Below are 17,935 nucleotides of genomic sequence, written 5' to 3' on the forward strand. Positions count from 1 at the left end.
TCTGATGTGGCTGCTCGGCCTGGCCGCAGCCGGCGCTCTGGCCTTGGCCCTGGTGATAGCAGTTGCCTTGGCTTTTGCCTATCCCAATCTTCCCGATATCTCCGACTTGGCGGACTATCGTCCCAAGCTTCCGTTGCGCGTCTATTCCTCCGAGGGGGCACTTCTCGGTGAATTCGGGGAAGAACGCCGCAACCTCACCCCGATTGCCGAGATCCCGAAGGTGATGACAGATGCTGTCTTGGCCATCGAAGACACGCGCTTCTTCGAACATGGTGGTGTGGACTACAAAGGCATGGTTCGGGCGATGCTGGCCAACCTTGGAAGGATCAAAAGCCAGGGCGCCTCGACCATCACAATGCAGGTGGCACGCAACGTATATCTCTCCTCCGAAAAGACATTTACCCGCAAAATTTACGAAATATTACTTACTTTCAAACTGGAGCACCTGCTTTCAAAGAATCAGATTCTTGAGGTTTACATGAATCAGATTTATCTGGGCAACCGTGCATATGGATTTGCAGCGGCCTCGGAAGCCTACTTTGGCAAGCCTTTGAAATCGATTTCCATCGCGGAAGCAGCCATGCTCGCCGGTCTGCCCAAGGCGCCTTCGAGGTACAACCCCATCAGCAACCCCAAGCGCGCGCGCATTCGCCAGCAATACATCATCGACCGGATGGAGGAAAATGGCTTCATTACTGCAGCGCAGGCGGCGGAGGCGCGCAAGGAGTCCATCCATATCCACACCGGACAGGACGACACACGGGTGCATGCAGAGTTCGTCGCCGAAATGGCTCGCCAACTTATTTTCGCGCAGTACGGAGCCGAGGCATACACGCGCGGGCTGAACGTGTACACGACCCTCAGCGCCAGCGACCAGGAAGCTGCCTACAGCGCCCTGCGCCGCGGCATCATGAACTTTGAGCGGCGCCAGCATTACCGTGGTCCCGAGCAGTTCATTGAATTGCCCACAGACCCCAAAGACATCGACGACGCCATTGATGACGTGCTGGCCGACCATCCGGACAATGGCGATGTGCTTTCTGCGGTGGTACTGGAAGTGAGCAAGCGAAAGCTGATTGCTGTTCGGGGCAACGGGGACACCATCGAAGTTACCGGCGACGGGCTCAAGCCTGTTCAATCGGGTCTGAGCGACAAGGCGCCGCCCAACATCAAGTTGCGACGTGGCGCGGTCATCCGCGTAGCGCGCACCGACAAGGAGGGCTGGGAAGTGACCCAACTGCCTGAAGTGGAGGGCGCGTTTGTTGCACTTGATCCACGCAGTGGCGCCATCAAAGCACTGGTGGGGGGCTTTGACTTCAACAAGAACAAGTTCAACCACGTGACACAGGCCTGGCGCCAACCAGGGTCGAGCTTCAAGCCCTTCATCTATTCTGCAGCATTGGAAAAAGGCTTCACCCCGGCCACCGTGATCAACGACGGACCCTTGTTCTTCGATTCCGGGTTCACCGGCGGCCAACCGTGGGAGCCCAAAAACTACGATGGGAAGTTCGATGGCCCGATGACCATGCGTTCCGCCTTGGCGCGCTCGAAGAACATGGTGTCGATTCGAATCCTGCAGGCCATCGGTACGCGCTACGGCCAGGAATGGGCCACGCGTTTTGGTTTCGATGCGGAAAAGCACCCCGCCTACCTGACCATGGCGCTCGGCGCGGGTTCGGTGACCCCGATGCAAATGGCAGTGGCGTACTCGGTGTTTGCCAATGGTGGTTTTCGCGTCAATCCCTGGCTCATTGCCAAGGTAACAGACTTCAAGGGCCGAACCATCTCAGAAACCACGCCGGTTCCCACGGAGCAGAACCCGCGTGCCATCGATGCACGCAACGCCTTCGTCATGGACAGCCTGCTCAACGAAGTGACCCGCAGTGGCACCGCAGCTCGGGCCCAGGCCACCTTGAAGCGCCCTGACTTGTATGGCAAAACCGGAACCACCAACGACGCCTGGGACGCCTGGTTTGCAGGCTTCCAGCCGACCCTCGCAGCGATCACCTGGATCGGCTACGACACCCCGCGCAACCTGGGCAGCCGGGAAACCGGCGGTGGGCTAAGCCTGCCGATCTGGATCAGCTTTATGGATCGGGCGCTCAAGGGCGTCCCTGTCATGGAGCCCACCGTACCGCCCGGCGTCGTCAATGTCGGCGGTGAATGGTTCTACGACGAATACGCCCGCAACACCGGCGTTGCCAGTGTGGGGCTGGACGATCGCGGAGCCGGTTCGATCTTGGCGCCGCAAGAGGCGCCAGCGCCCGAGGAGCGCAGCAAAATCCTGGACCTGTTCCGCAATTGACGTTTCACAATGTGGGCGCGCCGCCGAGCGCGCTGGCCTCAATCGTGAAAACGCAACACCAATCCCGATTGCTCACTGGCGTCGCGGCTGAGTGCACCAAAGAATTCGCCCGCGCCCTTGGTGTCCTGCCAAGCCACGCCATCGAAGCGGTAGTGGTAGCCACCGGAGCGCGATGCCATCCAGATCTCGTGCAGCGGCCTCTGCTGGTTGACAACGATCTGGCTGCCATTGGCGAACACCAGCGTGATCAGCCCGCCGCTGCGCTGGCTGTCGATGTCGGCATCGGTGGCCACGTTGATACGGTCCACACATTGCTCGATGGCCAGCAGCAATTGCTCGGCGCGATCCGCGTATTCCAGGTCGGTCATTACAATTTCCGCATGTTGATATTGATAGCCCGGCAAATTCTAGTCAGGACGCTAGTCCTTGCTGCCAGCGGGGCGGTGCTCGCCGCCTGCGGGCAGCGTGGGCCGCTGTACCTGCCGAGCGAACCGGCGGCCAGCCAGCGCGCCAGTCTGCCCCAGACCCTTCTTCCAGCCGCCGTGTCGGCTCCTCCGCCTCGCTCCCCTGCTTCTTCGCCCCCATGACACCCTCCAAGCTTCCCGGCCGCCCCCACATCGCTTACCAGGGTGACAACCTGTTCATTGAGGCCTGCTCTGTTGGTGACCTGGCCCGCACCCATGGCACGCCGTTGTTCGCATATTCGCAGGCGTCGATGGCGGATGCATTGCAAGCCTATCGCAGTGGTTTCTCGGGCCGCAAACTGCATGTTTGCTACGCAATGAAGGCCAATTCCTCTTTGGCTCTCCTGCAATTTTTCGCCCGCCAGGGCTGTGGCTTCGACATCGTTTCCGGCGGCGAGCTGGCACGCGTATTGGCGGCGGGCGGTGATCCCTCCAAGGTCATTTTCTCGGGTGTGGGCAAGACGCGCCCCGAAATGCTGCAGGCGCTGGAAGCCGGCATCTTGTGCTTCAACGTCGAGAGCGAGGCCGAACTCGAAGTGCTCAGCGAAGTTGCCTCCCACAGCGGCCACACGGCGCGCGTGAGCATCCGCGTCAACCCCAATGTGGACCCCAAAACGCATCCCTACATTTCCACCGGACTCAAGGGCAACAAATTTGGTATCGCGCACGAGCGAACCCTGGCAGCGTACCGCCGCGCCGTGCAGCTGCCGGGACTGCATGTGTCTGGGATTGACTTTCACATCGGCTCGCAGATCACCGACTCCAGGCCTTTTGCCGATGCGGTGGACCGCCTGCTCGATCTTGTGGAGCAGATCGAGGCCGACGGCATAGCCATTGAGCACCTCGATTTCGGTGGTGGCCTGGGCATTGACTACGCCGGCGACACTCCGCCTGCGGCCGACGTGCTGTGGCAGGAACTGCTGGCCAAGCTCGACGCGCGCGGTTTTGGGGATCGCCAGTTCATCATCGAGCCCGGTCGCTCGCTCGTGGGCAACGCCGGTCTGTGCGTGACCGAAGTGCTTTACCTCAAGCCGGGCGAAGAAAAAAACTTCTGCATCGTCGACGCTGCGATGAACGACTTGCCGCGCCCAGCCATGTACCAGGCGTTTCATGCCATTGTTCCAGTGCACCGCAGCGCCGCTGAAACAAGTACCTACGACGTTGTGGGCCCAGTGTGCGAAAGCGGCGACTGGCTGGGGCGCGACCGCGAGCTGGCGGTGCAGCCAGGCGATCGGCTGGCTGTGCTGTCTGCTGGCGCGTACTGCATGTCTATGGCCAGCAACTACAACACGCGCGGCCGCGCGGCCGAGGTGCTGGTGGATGGGGCCGAGGCCCATTTGATTCGTGTGCGCGAAACGCCGCAAGACATGATGCGCGCCGAGCGGCTGCTCACAGACTGAGCAGCACCGCGCCTTGTTCGAGCAGAAATTATTGCTCAAATAGGGTTCTAGCGCTTATTTCATAAGCGTTGGATGCTATCTTTTTTGCAGTGCTGCCGCATTTCCCACCTTTGTCCGTGCGGGGCGCTGCGCACTTAGGCGACGCTTGCGCAGCGCCTCCCAGACCCGCCAGCCGAGCAGGCTGGCAAGAATGACCCCGTACACCGCGACCTCGGAAAAATTGTTTTTCCCGGCGCGCATCCAGTAAAAGTGCAGGATGGCGAGCGCTGCCACCACATACACGCTTTGATGCAAGCGACGCCAGCGCGCCGCGCCCAGCGCCTTGATGGCACGGTTGAACGAGGTGGCCGCCATCAGCGCCAGCAGAAGGCCCGCAAGGGATCCCACCAGAATGAAAGGCCGCTTGGCAATGTCCTTGGCTATTTCGGCCACCTCAAAGCCCATGTCGAACGCGACATAGGACAGAAGATGCATCAGCGCATAAAACGCCACAAACAAACCCAGCATGCGGCGAAAACGCGCCAGGGCCGGCGTTCCCGTCATCACCCGCAACGGCGTGACTGCCAACACAATGCATAGAAAGCGCAGCGTCCAGTCGCCCAGGCCACGAATCAAGGCCTCGGCGGGGTTGGCGCCCAGCTGATCGGCGGCAGCGGCATAGAACAACCAGGCAAACGGGAGCAGGCACAGCACGAACACCAACGGCTTGGCGGCGCGGTGCATGAGAAGCTTTTTCATGGCGAACGCGAAGCAAGCAAAGAAGTGGTGCCTAGAAGTTCTTTTTCAGATCCATACCGGCATACAACTGCCCGACCTGCGCTTCGTAGCCATTGAACATGAGGGTCTTGTGGCGCTTGGCAAACAAGCCGCCCTCGCCAATGCGCCGCTCGGTGGCCTGACTCCAGCGCGGATGGTCCACTTCAGGGTTCACATTCGAATAAAACCCGTATTCCTGCGCCGCAGCCTTGTTCCACGCGGTAGCGGGCTCCTTGTCGGTAAAACGGATCTTGACCAGGCTTTTCGCACTCTTGAAGCCGTACTTCCACGGCACCACGATGCGCACCGGCGCGCCATTCTGCTTCGGCAGCACCTCGCCGTACATGCCAAAGCTGAGCAGCGTCAGTGGGTGCATGGCTTCGTCCAGGCGCAGGCCTTCCACGTAGGGCCATTCGAGTACCCGCGAGCTGACACCGGGCATGGTGGCCTTGTCCGCCAGGGTTACGAATTCCACGTATTTGGCACTGCCCAGCGGCTCAACGCGCTGAATCAGCGCCGACAGCGAGTAGCCCACCCATGGAATGACCATGGACCAGCCTTCAACGCAGCGCAAGCGGTAAATACGATCTTCCTGGGCCGAGAGCTTGAGCAAATCCTCCAAACCGTACTTGCCCGCTTTTTTAACCAATCCCTCGATCTCCACCGTCCAGGGCGTGGTTTTCAAGGTGCCGGCATTGCGTGCGGGATCGGCCTTGTCGGTGCCAAACTCATAGAAGTTGTTGTAGCTGGTGGCGTCCTCATACGGCGTGAGCTTTTCCATGGTCATGGCGCCCGGTACCTTGGAGGGCATCCCCGCCAAAGGCGCGAGCTTGCCGGCGCGTTCGGTAGCGGCCAGGGCATTGCGCCCTGCCCACGCGGCAAGCGTGCCTCCGGCTGCGCCCGCCGCGACCAGGCGCAGAAGATTGCGACGGTCTTCATAGACCGCGCGCGAGGTGATTTCTGAAGCCAGAGGATGGACAAACCCGTTGTCGCGGTGAAAAAAATGCATGGCGAAACTCCTGTTGGCAGAAATGGGAACCATTTCTTGTTTGCATCCGACGCCCTCCAAGGATCACAACGCCGAATCGCAATTTTTCAATGAATGCTCACTGAATAGTTCGCAGGGCATCCATCCCAGGTTACAGCCTGGAAGACATTTTTCGTGTCAGCCGACGCCGGAAGCGGCGCTTGCCCTGCCCGCTCCAACAATACGCAGCCGGATCACAACTGGATTCAAAGCTCGCCGTAGCTGTGCAAACCGCTGAGGAACATGTTGACGCCCAGGAAGGCAAAGGTGGTGACCACCAGGCCTACCAATGCCCACCAGGCCGATACTGTGCCGCGCAGACCCTTCATCATGCGCATGTGCAGCCAGGCAGCGTAGTTGAGCCAGACGATCAAAGCCCAGGTTTCCTTGGGGTCCCAGCTCCAGTAACCACCCCAGGCTTCGGCCGCCCAGAGCGCGCCCAGCACCGTGGCGATAGTGAAGAACGCAAAGCCGACCGCAATCGACTTGTACATCAGGTCGTCGAGCAGCTCGAGTGGCGGCAGCTTGGCGGCGATATGCCGGCGACCATACAAAATGCCGCCGACGGCCAATACCGAAAGGCCGAAATACACCATCCAGAATCCGCTCCCTGCTGCACCGGCGGAGGGACGGAACACGATAGGTTCGAAGCACAGCACCAAGCCCAGAATGCCCAGCGGCGCGAGTCGCGTCCAGCTGGTTTCCGTCGCCTGTTGCTTGATAAGGTAGGCAAACGCCACCATCGCAGAGAGCGCAAAAGTACCATAGCCAATGAAGTTGGCCGGCACGTGCAGCTTCATCCACCAGCTCTTGAGCGCCGGAACCAGCGGCTGGATCTCCTGCGCCTCACGCGCTACGGTGTACCAGAGCAAGAAGCCGACCGACGCACTCACCACCAGCATCACGAAGGCACCCAGTGCCCGCGTGCGGTAATGCTCTTCGAAATACAAATAGAAAAGCGCCGTCATCCACGCGAACATCACAAACACTTCGTAGAGGTTGCTCACCGGGATGTGCCCGACATCCGCGCCCACCAGATAGCTTTCGTACCAGCGCACCATGCTGCCGATGAGCGCCATTCCCACCGCGACCCAAGCCAGGCGGGAGCCGAGCATCGACATGGTCGCCCCTTCTCCGCGCGAGGCCATGCCAATCCAGTAGAACGCCGTGCTCATGAAGAACAGCATGCTCATCCACAGAATGGCCGATTGGCTGGAGAGAAAGTATTTGAGCCAGAAGACCGATTCCGCACGCGCCAGTTGGCCTTGACCGTCCACCTGATACAAGGCGATACCCAGCAACGCCGCCCCGGCCACTACCAGCATCAGCGCACGCAGCGGTCGCCAAAACCAGCCCAGCGCGATCAACGAAGGAATCGCCGCCAGCAAAATGCCCTTTTCATACACGTCCATGAAGGACGCGTAGCGCTGGAAGGCGAACAGACCGCCGCCCACGACCAGCGCAGCAAACAACCAGTCGAACGCGCTGCGCCGGGAAAATTGGCCCTCGTTGAGGGTAACCGTGGTGTTGGCGGTGGTGACCGTGTTCATGTCTTGCCTCCTGTGGGGGCTACCCCAATGAGTTTGTCCGTAAGCTGGGCGAACTCGCGATCGCCGTCCATGGTCTTGCGATTGGTCGAAAGCGCCATCATCGCCCGGCTGCCGGCGCCGTCAGGCACCAGCCACACCCAAAGCCGCCGCTCGCGAATGAAGAGCATCGAGAAGACACCCAGAATCAACAGGGCGCAGCCCAGATAGACCACTTTTTTTCCAGGGGCACGCGCCACCTGGAAGACGCTGGCCTGCACCTGCGTGAAATCCTTAAGGGCAAACACGAGCGGCGCCGGGTAGGCTTGCACGTCACTGAGCGCCATCACAGCCTGCGTCATGAAACCGAGCGTGTCGGCGTCTGCCTTGAGTGGCGCCAGTCCGGCACGCTCGCGCGTGATCTGCGCCAGCTCGAACAAGGTGCCGTTGAGAATACGCACCAGCACCTCGCCCGCCCGCGCGCGCTCAGCCTCGGGCACGTTGTCTTCCATGAACTGGGCAATAGCGGGCAGGCCGCCATCGAACTTGCCATTCACCATGCCCTGCGGCGCGCCGGAGCCGGCAAACAAGCTGAGCGCTCGCTCGGCCGACTGCTGCAACTGCGCAGCAAGTTCAACGCGGCCTGGCTCCACAGCCTGCTTGGCATAGCGTGCCACCGCAGCCTGGCGGGCCTGCGGGTCTGCCAGCGCCTGGCGCAGGCGCACGAAACCGTCGAGGCTGCCACTGTCGTCTGCCGGAGCGCGCAAATACCGGAAGGGCTCGGAGGGGTTCTCGCGCACGCCAAGCAAAAACACCGGCACGCCGCCTTCGCCCAAGTCCACCGGCAGCATGTAGTTGTTGTATTCACGCGCCTGACCAGAGGCGTCGCGCAGCTTGTAGCCAATGCTCGGGCCGACGTTGCGCAGCTCTTTGGACTTGACCGTGTTGTTGGCGGCGCCCAGGTGCGAATCGAGCGTGCTGCGCAGATTCACCTTGCGCACATCGGCGCCGGAACCGCTGGCGCCATCGCCATCGGCCCCAAAGTTCTCGACGTTGATGGTGCGCAGACCGGTGAATTCCAGCGTCAGCGCGCGTTCGCCCACGCCCTCGACAATTTGCGACTTGCCGCCAATGACGCCCTCGATCTCGAACGGTTTCCCGCCGATGCCAAGCGGCATAGCGGTCAGCTGGACGCGCGAGCCACCGTCATCGAAGCTCGATTGATAGATCTCGATGCCTTTGAAATTGGCCGGATGGTTCACTTCGATGCGCGCGGCAGTCGCCTCTCCGGTCTCGCGGTCGTGCAGCACCACGTCGCTGGCGAACAGCTTGGGCATGCCGGTGGAATAGTATTCAACAACGAATTTTTTCAGCTCCAGCGAGAACGGGAGCGGCTGCAGCAGGATGCCGTCCGACTGGCTCAGAATCGCCGTGCTGGCCTGCGTGCCCTCAGTGACCACCAAGTTGCCGCGGTAGGCCGGGTTGCGATCACTCAACCAATGCTTCGGACTGACCTCGGAGATCAGACCGCCGCCCGCGTAAGGGGCTTTTCCGCCCAGCCACATCTGCGCACGCACGATCATGTCGCCGTCGAGCAGACCACCCAGGCACACCAGCACGATGGCGCTGTGCGCGGCGATGTAGCCAATTTTGTTGGCCGCGCCTGCCTTGGCCGCCACCATCCAGCCAGTGCCGGGGCCGGCAGCGGTGTCGCGTTGCTGCAATTTCACTTTCCAGCCGCCGCCCACGAGCATGCCGCCAATGCGCTGGGCCTCTGCGGCGCTGTCGCCGCCTAGCTGGGCCTCGGCCTTGTGGTGAAAGGAGCGCAGGTTCTGCTCGCGAATATTTTCTTTGTAGGTCTTCAGATCCGTGATGATCTTGGGCGTGTTGCGGGCGATGCACAGCGACGTGCTGGTCACAAGAAACGCCAGAATCAGCAAAAACCACCAGGCGCTGTAGACCGCGTTGAGCTGCAGCGCAAGAAACGCCTCGGCCCAGAAAGGCCCGAACTGGTTGACGTAGTTGACGATCGGCTCGTGCTGCTTGAGTACGGTGCCAATGACCGAGGCAATGCAGATGACCGTCAACAGCGCAATCGCGAAGCGCATCGACGAGAGCAGCTCGACGGCGCGGCGCAGCGGCTGCGGCGCACTTTGGATGCGAACGCCTTGGGTGGTATCAGACATGAGAGGGGGAGTATGCAGCGCCAAGTGAAAACGGGCGGCTCCACCGTGAAGATGGACCCGCCCGCATTGGGGTTAGTTGCCTGCCAATGGTTCCCGGCGCGCGGCTGGGAGCCAATCAAATTCAGCGCAGGCCGGCAATGTAGTCGGATACAGCGCGGATCTCGCGGTCGTTGAGCTTGGCGGCCACGCCAGTCATTTGCGCGCTATTGAGGCGCACGCCGTCGCGGAAAGCCTTGAGCTGGGCAACGGTGTAATCGGCGTGCTGGCCGGACAGGCGCGGGTACTGCGAGGGAATACCAGCACCGTTCGGGCTGTGGCAGCTGGCACAGGCGGCAATGTTGCGGTCGGCAATGCCACCGCGGTAGATGCGCTCGCCCAGTGCGACCAGGTCTTTGTCCTTGGCGAAGCCTTCCTTGGCAGGCTGCGCGGCCAACCACCAGCCGACGTTCTTCATGTCCTCGTCGGACAGCATGGAGGCAAAGCCCTGCATGATGGCGCTGGCGCGCTTGCCCGACTTGAATTCCTGCAATTGCTTGACCAGGTATTCCGGGTGCTGCTGCGCCAACTTGGGGTTTTCGGGAATCATCGAGTTGCCGTCCGCCGCGTGGCAGGCAACGCAGACCTGCGAATAGCTCGCTTCGCCCTTGGCCAGGTCGAGCTTGGCGGCCGGCGCCGGTGCATCTGCCGCCAGGGCAGAAAAAGCGGGGGCTGCCAGCGCGGCAGCCATGAACAGGGAGGCGAGCAACTTCATGACGGGGGACTTTGTTAGGTAGCGCGAAACCGGGCGATTCTACAATGCCGCTCCAACCCCACCGGCACCCTTCATGACCGTTTCTGATCCTGCACAAAGTGTTGGCTCCCTTTTGCCCGCCGCCGACGCCAAAAGTGCGATGGGCTGGATGCACACTGCCCGCTTCCTTACCACGGCGGCCCAGCTGCACCAGTTGCCCACCGTGGAGGTGCCCGAAATCGCCTTCGTCGGGCGCTCCAACGCGGGCAAGTCCTCGTGCATCAACACCCTGACGCAGCAAAAGCAGCTCGCATTTGCCTCCAAGAAGCCAGGGCGCACCCAACACATCAACCTGTTCTCTCTGGGACGCCAGAACCTGACCGACGCGGTGCTGGCCGACTTGCCCGGCTACGGCTACGCGGCAGTGTCGCGCTCCGACAAGATGCGCTGGCAACAGGTGATGGTGAACTACCTGGTGCACCGGGAGAGCCTCACCGGCATCGTGCTGCTGTGCGACCCGCGCCTGGGCATCACCGGTCTCGATGAAGCGCTGCTGGAGGTGGTTCGCCCACGCGTGGAAGACGGCTTGAAGTTTCTGGTCCTGCTCACCAAAGCCGACAAGCTGACCCGCGCCGAGCAGACCAAGGCGCTGTCGATTGCGCGACTGCAAACCGGCGGCGGCGAGGTCAGGATGTTCTCTGCGCTGAAAAAGCAGGGCGTGGACGAGGCCGCGCTGCTGCTGTGGCAATGGGCGCACCCCGAGGCGCAGGCCGCGCCGGACGCATCGGCCTGAAGCCACCTAAATTTCAAGCCAAATTGGCCTCTAGCGCTTACCCTATAAGCGTAGAAAGCTCATATTTCAGGAGCATTTGTGATCTCAAGGCGCAGCATTTCCCTGCCGCACGGCATCACGCTCGATGGCCGCGTCAGCGGCGATCCGGCGCGACCGGTCCTTTTGTTTCTGCACGGCTTCCCCGAGGGCGCCTTCATCTGGGACGCGCAGCTGGCGCACTTTTCCCAACCCGAGCATGGCGGCTACTACTGCGTGGCGCCCTATCTGCGTGGCTTTGGCGCCTCCAGCAGCCCGCTGGACGCCGAGGCCTACCGCCCGCGCCACCTGGTGCAGGACATCGATGCGCTGATCGCAGCCCTGTGCCCGAACGGCGCGGTGGAATGCCTCATCGCGCACGACTGGGGCGGCGCCCTGGCCTGGAACCTCGCCAACCAGCAGCCCGAGCGCATGCGGCGCCTGATGATCATCAATTCGCCCCACCCCGGCGCCTTTGTGCGCGAACTGCAACACAACGCTGCCCAGCAAGCGGCCAGCCAGTACATGCATTTCCTGCGCCGGGACGATGCCGAAGCCTTGCTCGCCGAGGACGATTTTCACCGCCTGTTCGGTTTTTTCAGCAACACCGCCAGCGAGCCGCCGGCCTGGCTCACCGAGGAGGAGCGCGCCAAATACCGCGCCCTGTGGCAGCAGGGCCTGCACGGCGCCTGCAACTACTACCGCGCCACGCCCCTGCGCCCACCGCGCGCCGGTGACGTAGGAGCGCGGGCAGTGCAGATGCCAGACAGCATGTGCAGCATCAAGGTAGCAACGCGGGTGCTCTGGGGCAGCGACGACTTCGCCTTGTTGCCCAGCCTTCTGGAGGGGCTGGACGCATGGATTCCAGATTTGGACATCCGCCAGATTCCCCAGGCCTCGCACTGGCTGGTGCACGAGCAGCCGGAGTGCGTGACTGCAGAGTTGGCGGATTTTTTGCAATCAAAATAATAGCTTAAAGCGCTTTGTAGATAAGCGCTACAGGCTATTTTCTTTGATTTTTTGCTCCTGATGCGCGGGCAAGGGCCAAGCATCAATAGATGCTCGGCTCACCCTCGGGCCGCGTCTTGAAGCGTTTGTGCACCCAGTAGTACTGGCCGGGCTCGGGCGCAATCCATTGCTCCAGCCTGCGGTTCATCTCGGCCGTGTCGGCCTCCAGATCGTCCGTCGGGTAATGCTCCCACGCCGGGGTGATCTCGGCCACATAGCCACCCGGCACCAGCCGCGTCGCCATGCCGATGACCTTGGCGCGCCCCAGCCGGGCAAAACGCGAAAGAGAAGGCACGGTGGCAGCAGGCACGCCGAAAAAGGGGACGAAAAGCGAGTCGTTGCGGCCGAAGTCCATATCGGCCAGCAGGTACAGCAGACCGCCCTTGCGCAGGTTCGACAGGATCGGCTTCACGCCGTCCTTGCGGTTGAGCATGCGCACGTCGCCAAAGCGCTGGCGGCCATTGCGAAACCAGGCGTCCACGGCGGGGTTGGGGTGCGTCGAAAAGATCGAGGTAAAAGCACGCGGCGTGTGCAGGGTGAGCGCTGAGCCGCCTGCGTCCATGCCGTAGAAGTGCGGCGCGAAGATGATGGTGGGCGCGTCCCCCTCCAGCTCCTCCAGCGCCCCCGTCAGGCGCACGCGGCTGAGCACCGTCTCGCGCGGGGCAAACCACAGCCAGCTGCGGTCCAGCCACGATTGGCAAAACAGCACAAAACTCTGGCGCGCCCAGCGCCGGCGCGTGCGCGCCGCTTCGTGCGGAAAACACAGTTCCAGGTTGCGCAGCGCCACGCGCCGGCGCGGCGCTGCCAGCACAAACAGCACCTCGCCAATCAGCCATCCCAGCGCGCGCAGCAGCGGCAGCGGCACATGGGCCAACAGGCGCATCAGCGCCACCCCCATCCTTCCGCTCATGCCATTCCCTCCGCTGCCGCATCCGCCAGCCTTTGCCCACGTGGGCGCTTGTAGCGCGCATAGCCCCACAGGTACTGCTCAGGGCATTGGCGGATGGCTTGCTCCATGGCGCGGTTGATCTGCGTGGCGGCAAGCACCGCATCGTCTGCCAGCGGCGCGTCAAGGCGCTCGAAATGCGTCACAAAACCCCGTCCCTTGGGCAGACGCTCGCAATAGACGATCAGCACCTGTGCACCGGTCTGCTGTGCCAGACGCGCCGCCAGTGTCATGGTGTAGGCGCCCTGCCCAAAGAACGGCGCCCACACGCCCTGGCCGCCCGGCGGCACCTGATCGGGCAGCAGGCCCACGGCCTCGCCCCGGCGCAGCGCCTTGATCATCTGGCGCACACCGGTGAGCGTGGTGGGCACGGCTTGCATGGCGGGGCGGTTGCGCGCGGTTTCCATCATCCGCGCCAGCCAGGCTTGCCGGGCGGGGCGGTAGAGCACCGTAATGGGCCCGTACAGGTGGCCCCAGCGTCGCGCAGCATCCTGCGCGCAGAGTTCGAAACCGCCCAGGTGCGGACTCAAATAGATCACCCCCCGCCCTGCCGCGTAGGCCTCGGCCACCAGACCCTCGTTGACCAGTGCGCAGTCCGGCACGGCACCAAACCAGAGGCGCGGAATCTCCGCCACCGTGCGCCCGGCCTGTGCCACGGCGGCGCGCACTTGTGCAAAGCGGTAGCCCGCCCGCGCGGCGTTGGCGAGGAAACGGCGGCGATAGGTTGGCGATGCCAAAAAAGCCAGCCAACCGAGCAGGGCGCCCAGAACATGCATGAAGCGCAAAGGGATATGTGCCAGAAGGCGTACGAGAACAGGCATTAAAATGATGCGGTCGCTGAGTTAAATGAGCAACTTGCAGAGCGACGTTAAACAAGACTGCTAAAGCGTTCGCCAAAGCTTCCTGAGGCTTCGGGCAACGCCCCACCAGCCAGCACAGGAGTTTATTCAAATGGCGAACGACTTTCTCTTTACTTCCGAATCCGTCTCCGAAGGCCACCCCGACAAGGTGTCCGATCAAATTTCGGACGCCATCCTCGACGCCATCCTGGCGCAAGACCCCAACGCCCGCGTAGCCGCAGAAACGCTTTGCAATACCGGACTGGTGGTGCTGGCCGGAGAGATCAGTGCCAAGCCGGGCGTGAATGTCGACTACATCCAGGTGGCGCGCGACACCATCAAGCGCATCGGCTACGACAACACCGAGTACGGCATTGATTACAAAGGCTGCGCGGTGCTGGTGGCCTACGACAAGCAGAGCGTCGACATCGCCCAGGGCGTGGACCATGCGTCGGACGACCACCTGAACACCGGCGCTGGCGACCAGGGCCTCATGTTTGGCTACGCCTGCGACGAGACGCCGGATCTGATGCCCGCGCCGATCTACTACGCGCACCGCTTGGTGGAGCGCCAGTCGCAGCTGCGCAAGGATGGGCGCCTGCCCTTTCTGCGCCCCGATGCCAAGAGCCAGGTCACGCTGCGCTATGTCGACGGCAAACCGCACAGCATCGACACGGTGGTGCTCTCCACCCAGCATGCGCCCGAAATGAGCCTGGGCGACAAGATGAAGCCCGAGTTCTACGAGGCGATTCGCGAAGAAATCATCCGCCCCGTGCTGCCGGCCGAATGGCTGACGGCGGACACCAAGTACCTCATCAACCCCACTGGCCGTTTCGTCATCGGCGGTCCCCAAGGCGATTGCGGCCTCACGGGCCGCAAGATCATCGTCGACACCTATGGCGGCGCCTGCCCGCACGGCGGCGGCGCCTTCAGCGGCAAGGACCCAACCAAAGTGGACCGTAGCGCCGCCTACGCGGCCCGCTATGTGGCCAAGAACATCGTCGCCGCCGGCCTGGCGCGCCAGTGCCAGATCCAGGTGGCCTACGCCATCGGCGTGGCCCACCCGATGAACGTGACGATCTACACGGAGGGCACGGGCGTGATCCCCGATGACCAGCTGGCCAAGCTGGTGCAGGAGCACTTCGACCTGCGCCCCAAGGGCATCATCCAGATGCTCGACCTGCTGCGCCCCATCTACGAAAAAACCGCCGCCTACGGCCACTTCGGCCGCGACGAACCCCAGTTCACGTGGGAAAAGACAGACAAGGCTGCCACGCTGCGCGCGGCAGCGGGCCTATAAGGCCCTGAGCGAAGCGAGCTTGTCTGGCTTTCGGCGCAGGCTCATATCGGCGCAGCCGATGTGAAGGGCCGCAAGGCCCGGCCGAAGCCAACGCACCGACAAAGCCCAAGCGCTGCGTGCAGCGGCTGGCCTGTAGGGCCAGCATTTGCGCAGCAAATCTTGGGCTTTGGGGCGAAGTTCATAGGGCGCAGCCCGGTGAGCGCAGACCACAAAACCGCAGCCTTGCGGCTGCGGCCGGGCGGCAAGCGCCTTCCAACGTCCTACACCGCCTGCTGCCGGACTCCCACGAACGCCCTTGCGGCGTGACGGTATCTTTGCCCGCATGCCGAGCCATCCGTGCGCGGCCCATGCCTTAAGGAGAACGCCATGCTGAAGTACGCCATCATCTTTGCCATCATTTCGCTCATTGCAGGCGCTCTGGGCTTCACCGGTATCGCGGCCGGAACCGCAGGCATCGCCAAAATCCTGTTCTTCATCTTCCTGGTCATCGCGGTCGTCTTCGTGGTGCTGGCCGTGCTCGGCATAGGTGCAGCGCGCAAGGCACTCAAATAAACAGTGAAATATGGCTCCAGCGCTTATCCATAAAGCGCTGTCAGCTATCAAATTCATAGAAGCTACGTTGTCTCACGCTGGGAGGGTGAAGGGGCTGCGTCACGCGGGAACCTTCCGTGCCGTAAGCTTCGATGGATTGCCACTCTGCACTGCCCCACGTGTACGACACTGCCATTCTCATCGGGCGTTTTCAGCCTTTCCACCAGGGCCATCTGGCCTTGCTGCGCGACGCGCTGTCGGTTGCTCAGCGCGTTGTGGTGGTCCTGGGTTCGGCCCATGCAGCGCGCTCGCCGCGCAATCCCTTCACCTGGCAGGAGCGCTCTGACTTGATTCTGGGGGCGGTGGAGGAGTCTGAGCGCAGCCGCATCCACCCACTGCCCGTGCGCGACTACTACGACGAGCCCGTTTGGGCCAAGGCGGTAACCGAGAAAGTGCACTCCTTGCTGGGTTCCACCACGGCGCCGTCTGCTTCTGAAAGCATCTGCCTCGTGGGCCATTTCAAAGACCCGAGCAGTGGCTATCTGCGCAGCTTTCCCCAGTGGCCCCTGCGCGCCCTGCCCCGCCAAGGCCAGATCGACGCCACCGCCTTGCGCGACGCGTGGCTGGGCGGCGCGGTGCCCAGCACCCTGGCAGATGCACTCCCTGCCAATGCAGTGGCATTTTTGGAAGACTTCGCGCGCACACCAGCCTTTTCCTTGCTGCAGCAAGACTGGCAAGCCTTGAAAGACGACAAGGCCGCCTGGGCCAGCGCACCCTATCCGCCCACCTTCGTCACCGTGGACGCCCTGGTGCAATCGCGTGACCAAGTGCTGCTGATCCGGCGTGGCCACAGTCCGGGAAAAGGCCTGCTGGCCCTGCCCGGCGGCTTTATCGATGTGCACGAGACGCTGCTGCAAAGCTGCCTGCGGGAACTGGCCGAGGAAACGCATTGCGCGCTGCCGGCCAGCGCGCTCACGGCCGCCCTGCGGGAGGTGCGCGTCTTTGCCCACCCCGCGCGCAGCCAGCGCGGCCGCACCATCACGCATGTGCACCATTTCGATCTGCGCGAGCAGCAGCCGCCCGCAGTGCTTGCAGACGACGACGCTGCGCTCGCGCAGTGGCTGCCCATTGCGGACCTGGCCGCGCTGGAAGATCAGTTTTTCGACGACCATTTCCACATTCTTGACAGCTTTCTTGGCTTGCTTGCGCGCCCCACCAGAACGGCGTGATCACACGCCCCTGTCCGACAGCGATGCGCGCGGACGTCCGAAACCGCGTCCCCACGCAGCCACGTACGCTGATCGCATGCACTTTTTTCTCTTTGTTTCAGGGCGCCGCCGATGAGCCGCGCCCGCCTTCTGGCCTGGCTCGGCCTGGCCGGCGTCGTTGCGGCCACCACCGGCTGCATGGCGCAACGCCTGTCGGTAGCCAAAGACCTGGCAGCGCACGCCGAAGCCTTCTCCACGGCCCCTGAACAACCTGAGCGGCGCTTGCTGCTGGTGGGCGACAGCACGGGCGTAGGCACCGGCGCCACCCACCCGCGCGACAGCGTGGCGGGCCGAATCGCCCGGTCCCACCCGAACTGGCTCATCGACAACCAGGCCGAGAACGGCGCCAAGTTCGCCGATGTGGCAGAGCAACTGCGCGCCGCCAACAAGCGCTACGACCTGGTGCTGGTGCTGGCCGGTGGCAACGATGTGATTCGCCTGACCCCGGCCGTGCGCCTGCGCGAGAACATTGCAAGCACCGTGCGCCTGGCCCAGGCGCATGCAAACGTGGTGGTGCTGATGCCCAGCGGCAACGTGGGGCATGCACCGTTTTTTCCTCCGCCCGTCTCGTGGCTGATGTCGCGTCGGTCCAAGCAATTGCATGCTGCGGTGGAGCAGATCGCGCAGGAGAGCGGCGCCCGCTACGTGCGTCTGCTGGAGCCGCCAGAGACCGATCCCTTTGCGCTGCAACCCAAATTGATGCACGCGGCCGACGGCCTGCATCCCAGCAGCCGGGGCTATGCGCAGTGGTACGACAAGTTGGTGCGCCAAGGTGGGCTGGCGCCCGAGCCCACGCACTGAGCTGCGGGAGCAAGCCAGGCGGGCAGCGGGCGCCCGCGCA

Annotated in this window: 17 protein-coding genes; 9 read left to right on the top strand and 8 right to left on the bottom strand. The window is 62.8% G+C overall.

From position 1 onward, the window contains the following. The first annotated feature begins 4 nt into the window (after positions 1–4). Complete coding sequence (locus C6571_RS04095; RefSeq protein ID WP_420852911.1) at positions 5–2,305, top strand: penicillin-binding protein 1A; 2,301 nt, start codon at positions 5–7, stop codon at positions 2,303–2,305. A 38-nt stretch (positions 2,306–2,343) separates the two neighbouring features. Here C6571_RS04095 and cyaY read toward each other — a convergent pair whose 3' ends face one another. Further along, a complete protein-coding gene (gene cyaY / locus C6571_RS04100) occupies positions 2,344–2,673 on the bottom strand; it encodes an iron donor protein CyaY (protein ID WP_106445566.1) in 330 nt (109 codons plus the stop codon). Between the two features lie 12 nt (positions 2,674–2,685). On the opposite strand from cyaY, the gene lptM reads away from it, so the two are divergent. Together lptM and lysA are read left to right on the top strand one after the other, a co-directional pair. Beyond that, the gene (gene lptM / locus C6571_RS04105; RefSeq protein ID WP_338054186.1) at positions 2,686–2,892 is read left to right on the top strand and encodes an LPS translocon maturation chaperone LptM; all 207 of its coding nucleotides are present in this window, start codon (positions 2,686–2,688) and stop codon (positions 2,890–2,892) included. Beyond that, a complete protein-coding gene (gene lysA, locus C6571_RS04110; RefSeq protein ID WP_106445567.1) occupies positions 2,889–4,169 on the top strand; it encodes a diaminopimelate decarboxylase in 1,281 nt (426 codons plus the stop codon). The genes lptM and lysA overlap by 4 nt, the downstream gene beginning before the upstream one ends. 75 nt (positions 4,170–4,244) lie before the next feature. Here lysA and C6571_RS04115 read toward each other — a convergent pair whose 3' ends face one another. From C6571_RS04115 to C6571_RS04135, 5 genes are all read right to left on the bottom strand, one after another. Then, positions 4,245–4,907, bottom strand: coding sequence for a protein-methionine-sulfoxide reductase heme-binding subunit MsrQ (locus C6571_RS04115; RefSeq protein ID WP_106445568.1), 663 nt, complete (start codon positions 4,905–4,907; stop codon positions 4,245–4,247). Between the two features lie 31 nt (positions 4,908–4,938). Beyond that, positions 4,939–5,934 (bottom strand): protein-methionine-sulfoxide reductase catalytic subunit MsrP, encoded by a 996-nt coding sequence (msrP, locus tag C6571_RS04120; protein ID WP_106445569.1) that lies wholly within the window; start codon positions 5,932–5,934, stop codon positions 4,939–4,941. Between the two features lie 224 nt (positions 5,935–6,158). Then, on the bottom strand, positions 6,159–7,502 hold the full coding sequence (gene ccsB / locus C6571_RS04125) for a c-type cytochrome biogenesis protein CcsB (protein ID WP_106445570.1): 1,344 nt from the start codon (positions 7,500–7,502) through the stop codon (positions 6,159–6,161). After that, positions 7,499–9,664, bottom strand: coding sequence for a cytochrome c biogenesis protein ResB (locus tag C6571_RS04130; protein WP_106445571.1), 2,166 nt, complete (start codon positions 9,662–9,664; stop codon positions 7,499–7,501). The genes ccsB and C6571_RS04130 overlap by 4 nt, the downstream gene beginning before the upstream one ends. Positions 9,665–9,785: 121 nt before the next feature. After that, positions 9,786–10,415 (bottom strand): c-type cytochrome, encoded by a 630-nt coding sequence (locus C6571_RS04135; protein WP_106445572.1) that lies wholly within the window; start codon positions 10,413–10,415, stop codon positions 9,786–9,788. 73 nt (positions 10,416–10,488) lie between these two features. Between C6571_RS04135 and yihA the strand changes: the two genes are divergently transcribed. Together yihA and C6571_RS04145 are read left to right on the top strand one after the other, a co-directional pair. Continuing rightward, on the top strand, positions 10,489–11,187 hold the full coding sequence (gene yihA / locus C6571_RS04140) for a ribosome biogenesis GTP-binding protein YihA/YsxC (protein ID WP_106445573.1): 699 nt from the start codon (positions 10,489–10,491) through the stop codon (positions 11,185–11,187). 78 nt (positions 11,188–11,265) lie between these two features. Beyond that, positions 11,266–12,171: an alpha/beta fold hydrolase gene (locus C6571_RS04145; protein WP_106445574.1), complete on the top strand. Its 906-nt coding sequence runs from the start codon at positions 11,266–11,268 to the stop codon at positions 12,169–12,171. Between the two features lie 82 nt (positions 12,172–12,253). Here C6571_RS04145 and C6571_RS04150 read toward each other — a convergent pair whose 3' ends face one another. Together C6571_RS04150 and C6571_RS04155 are read right to left on the bottom strand one after the other, a co-directional pair. After that, positions 12,254–13,120, bottom strand: coding sequence for a lysophospholipid acyltransferase family protein (locus C6571_RS04150; RefSeq protein ID WP_106445575.1), 867 nt, complete (start codon positions 13,118–13,120; stop codon positions 12,254–12,256). Beyond that, positions 13,117–13,977 carry a lysophospholipid acyltransferase family protein gene (locus tag C6571_RS04155; RefSeq protein WP_106445576.1) on the bottom strand — a complete coding sequence of 287 codons (861 nt, stop codon included), beginning with the start codon at positions 13,975–13,977 and terminating at the stop codon, positions 13,117–13,119. Before C6571_RS04155 ends, C6571_RS04150 begins: the two co-directional genes overlap by 4 nt. Positions 13,978–14,107: 130 nt before the next feature. Between C6571_RS04155 and metK the strand changes: the two genes are divergently transcribed. The 4 genes from metK to C6571_RS04175 all read left to right on the top strand — a co-directional run bounded on the left by metK (position 14,108) and on the right by C6571_RS04175 (position 17,895). Continuing rightward, positions 14,108–15,295: a methionine adenosyltransferase gene (gene metK / locus C6571_RS04160; RefSeq protein ID WP_106445577.1), complete on the top strand. Its 1,188-nt coding sequence runs from the start codon at positions 14,108–14,110 to the stop codon at positions 15,293–15,295. Positions 15,296–15,661: 366 nt separating this feature from the next. Further along, positions 15,662–15,847: a DUF1328 domain-containing protein gene (locus tag C6571_RS04165; RefSeq protein ID WP_106445578.1), complete on the top strand. Its 186-nt coding sequence runs from the start codon at positions 15,662–15,664 to the stop codon at positions 15,845–15,847. A 158-nt stretch (positions 15,848–16,005) separates the two neighbouring features. Continuing rightward, on the top strand, positions 16,006–17,055 hold the full coding sequence (locus tag C6571_RS04170) for a bifunctional nicotinamide-nucleotide adenylyltransferase/Nudix hydroxylase (RefSeq protein WP_106448030.1): 1,050 nt from the start codon (positions 16,006–16,008) through the stop codon (positions 17,053–17,055). Between the two features lie 111 nt (positions 17,056–17,166). After that, positions 17,167–17,895: an SGNH/GDSL hydrolase family protein gene (locus C6571_RS04175; RefSeq protein WP_106445579.1), complete on the top strand. Its 729-nt coding sequence runs from the start codon at positions 17,167–17,169 to the stop codon at positions 17,893–17,895. The last annotated feature ends 40 nt before the right edge of the window (positions 17,896–17,935 follow it).

Origin of the sequence: Simplicispira suum, from assembly GCF_003008595.1 — a bacterium.
GTDB classification, from domain to species: Bacteria; Pseudomonadota; Gammaproteobacteria; order Burkholderiales; family Burkholderiaceae_C; genus Simplicispira; species Simplicispira suum.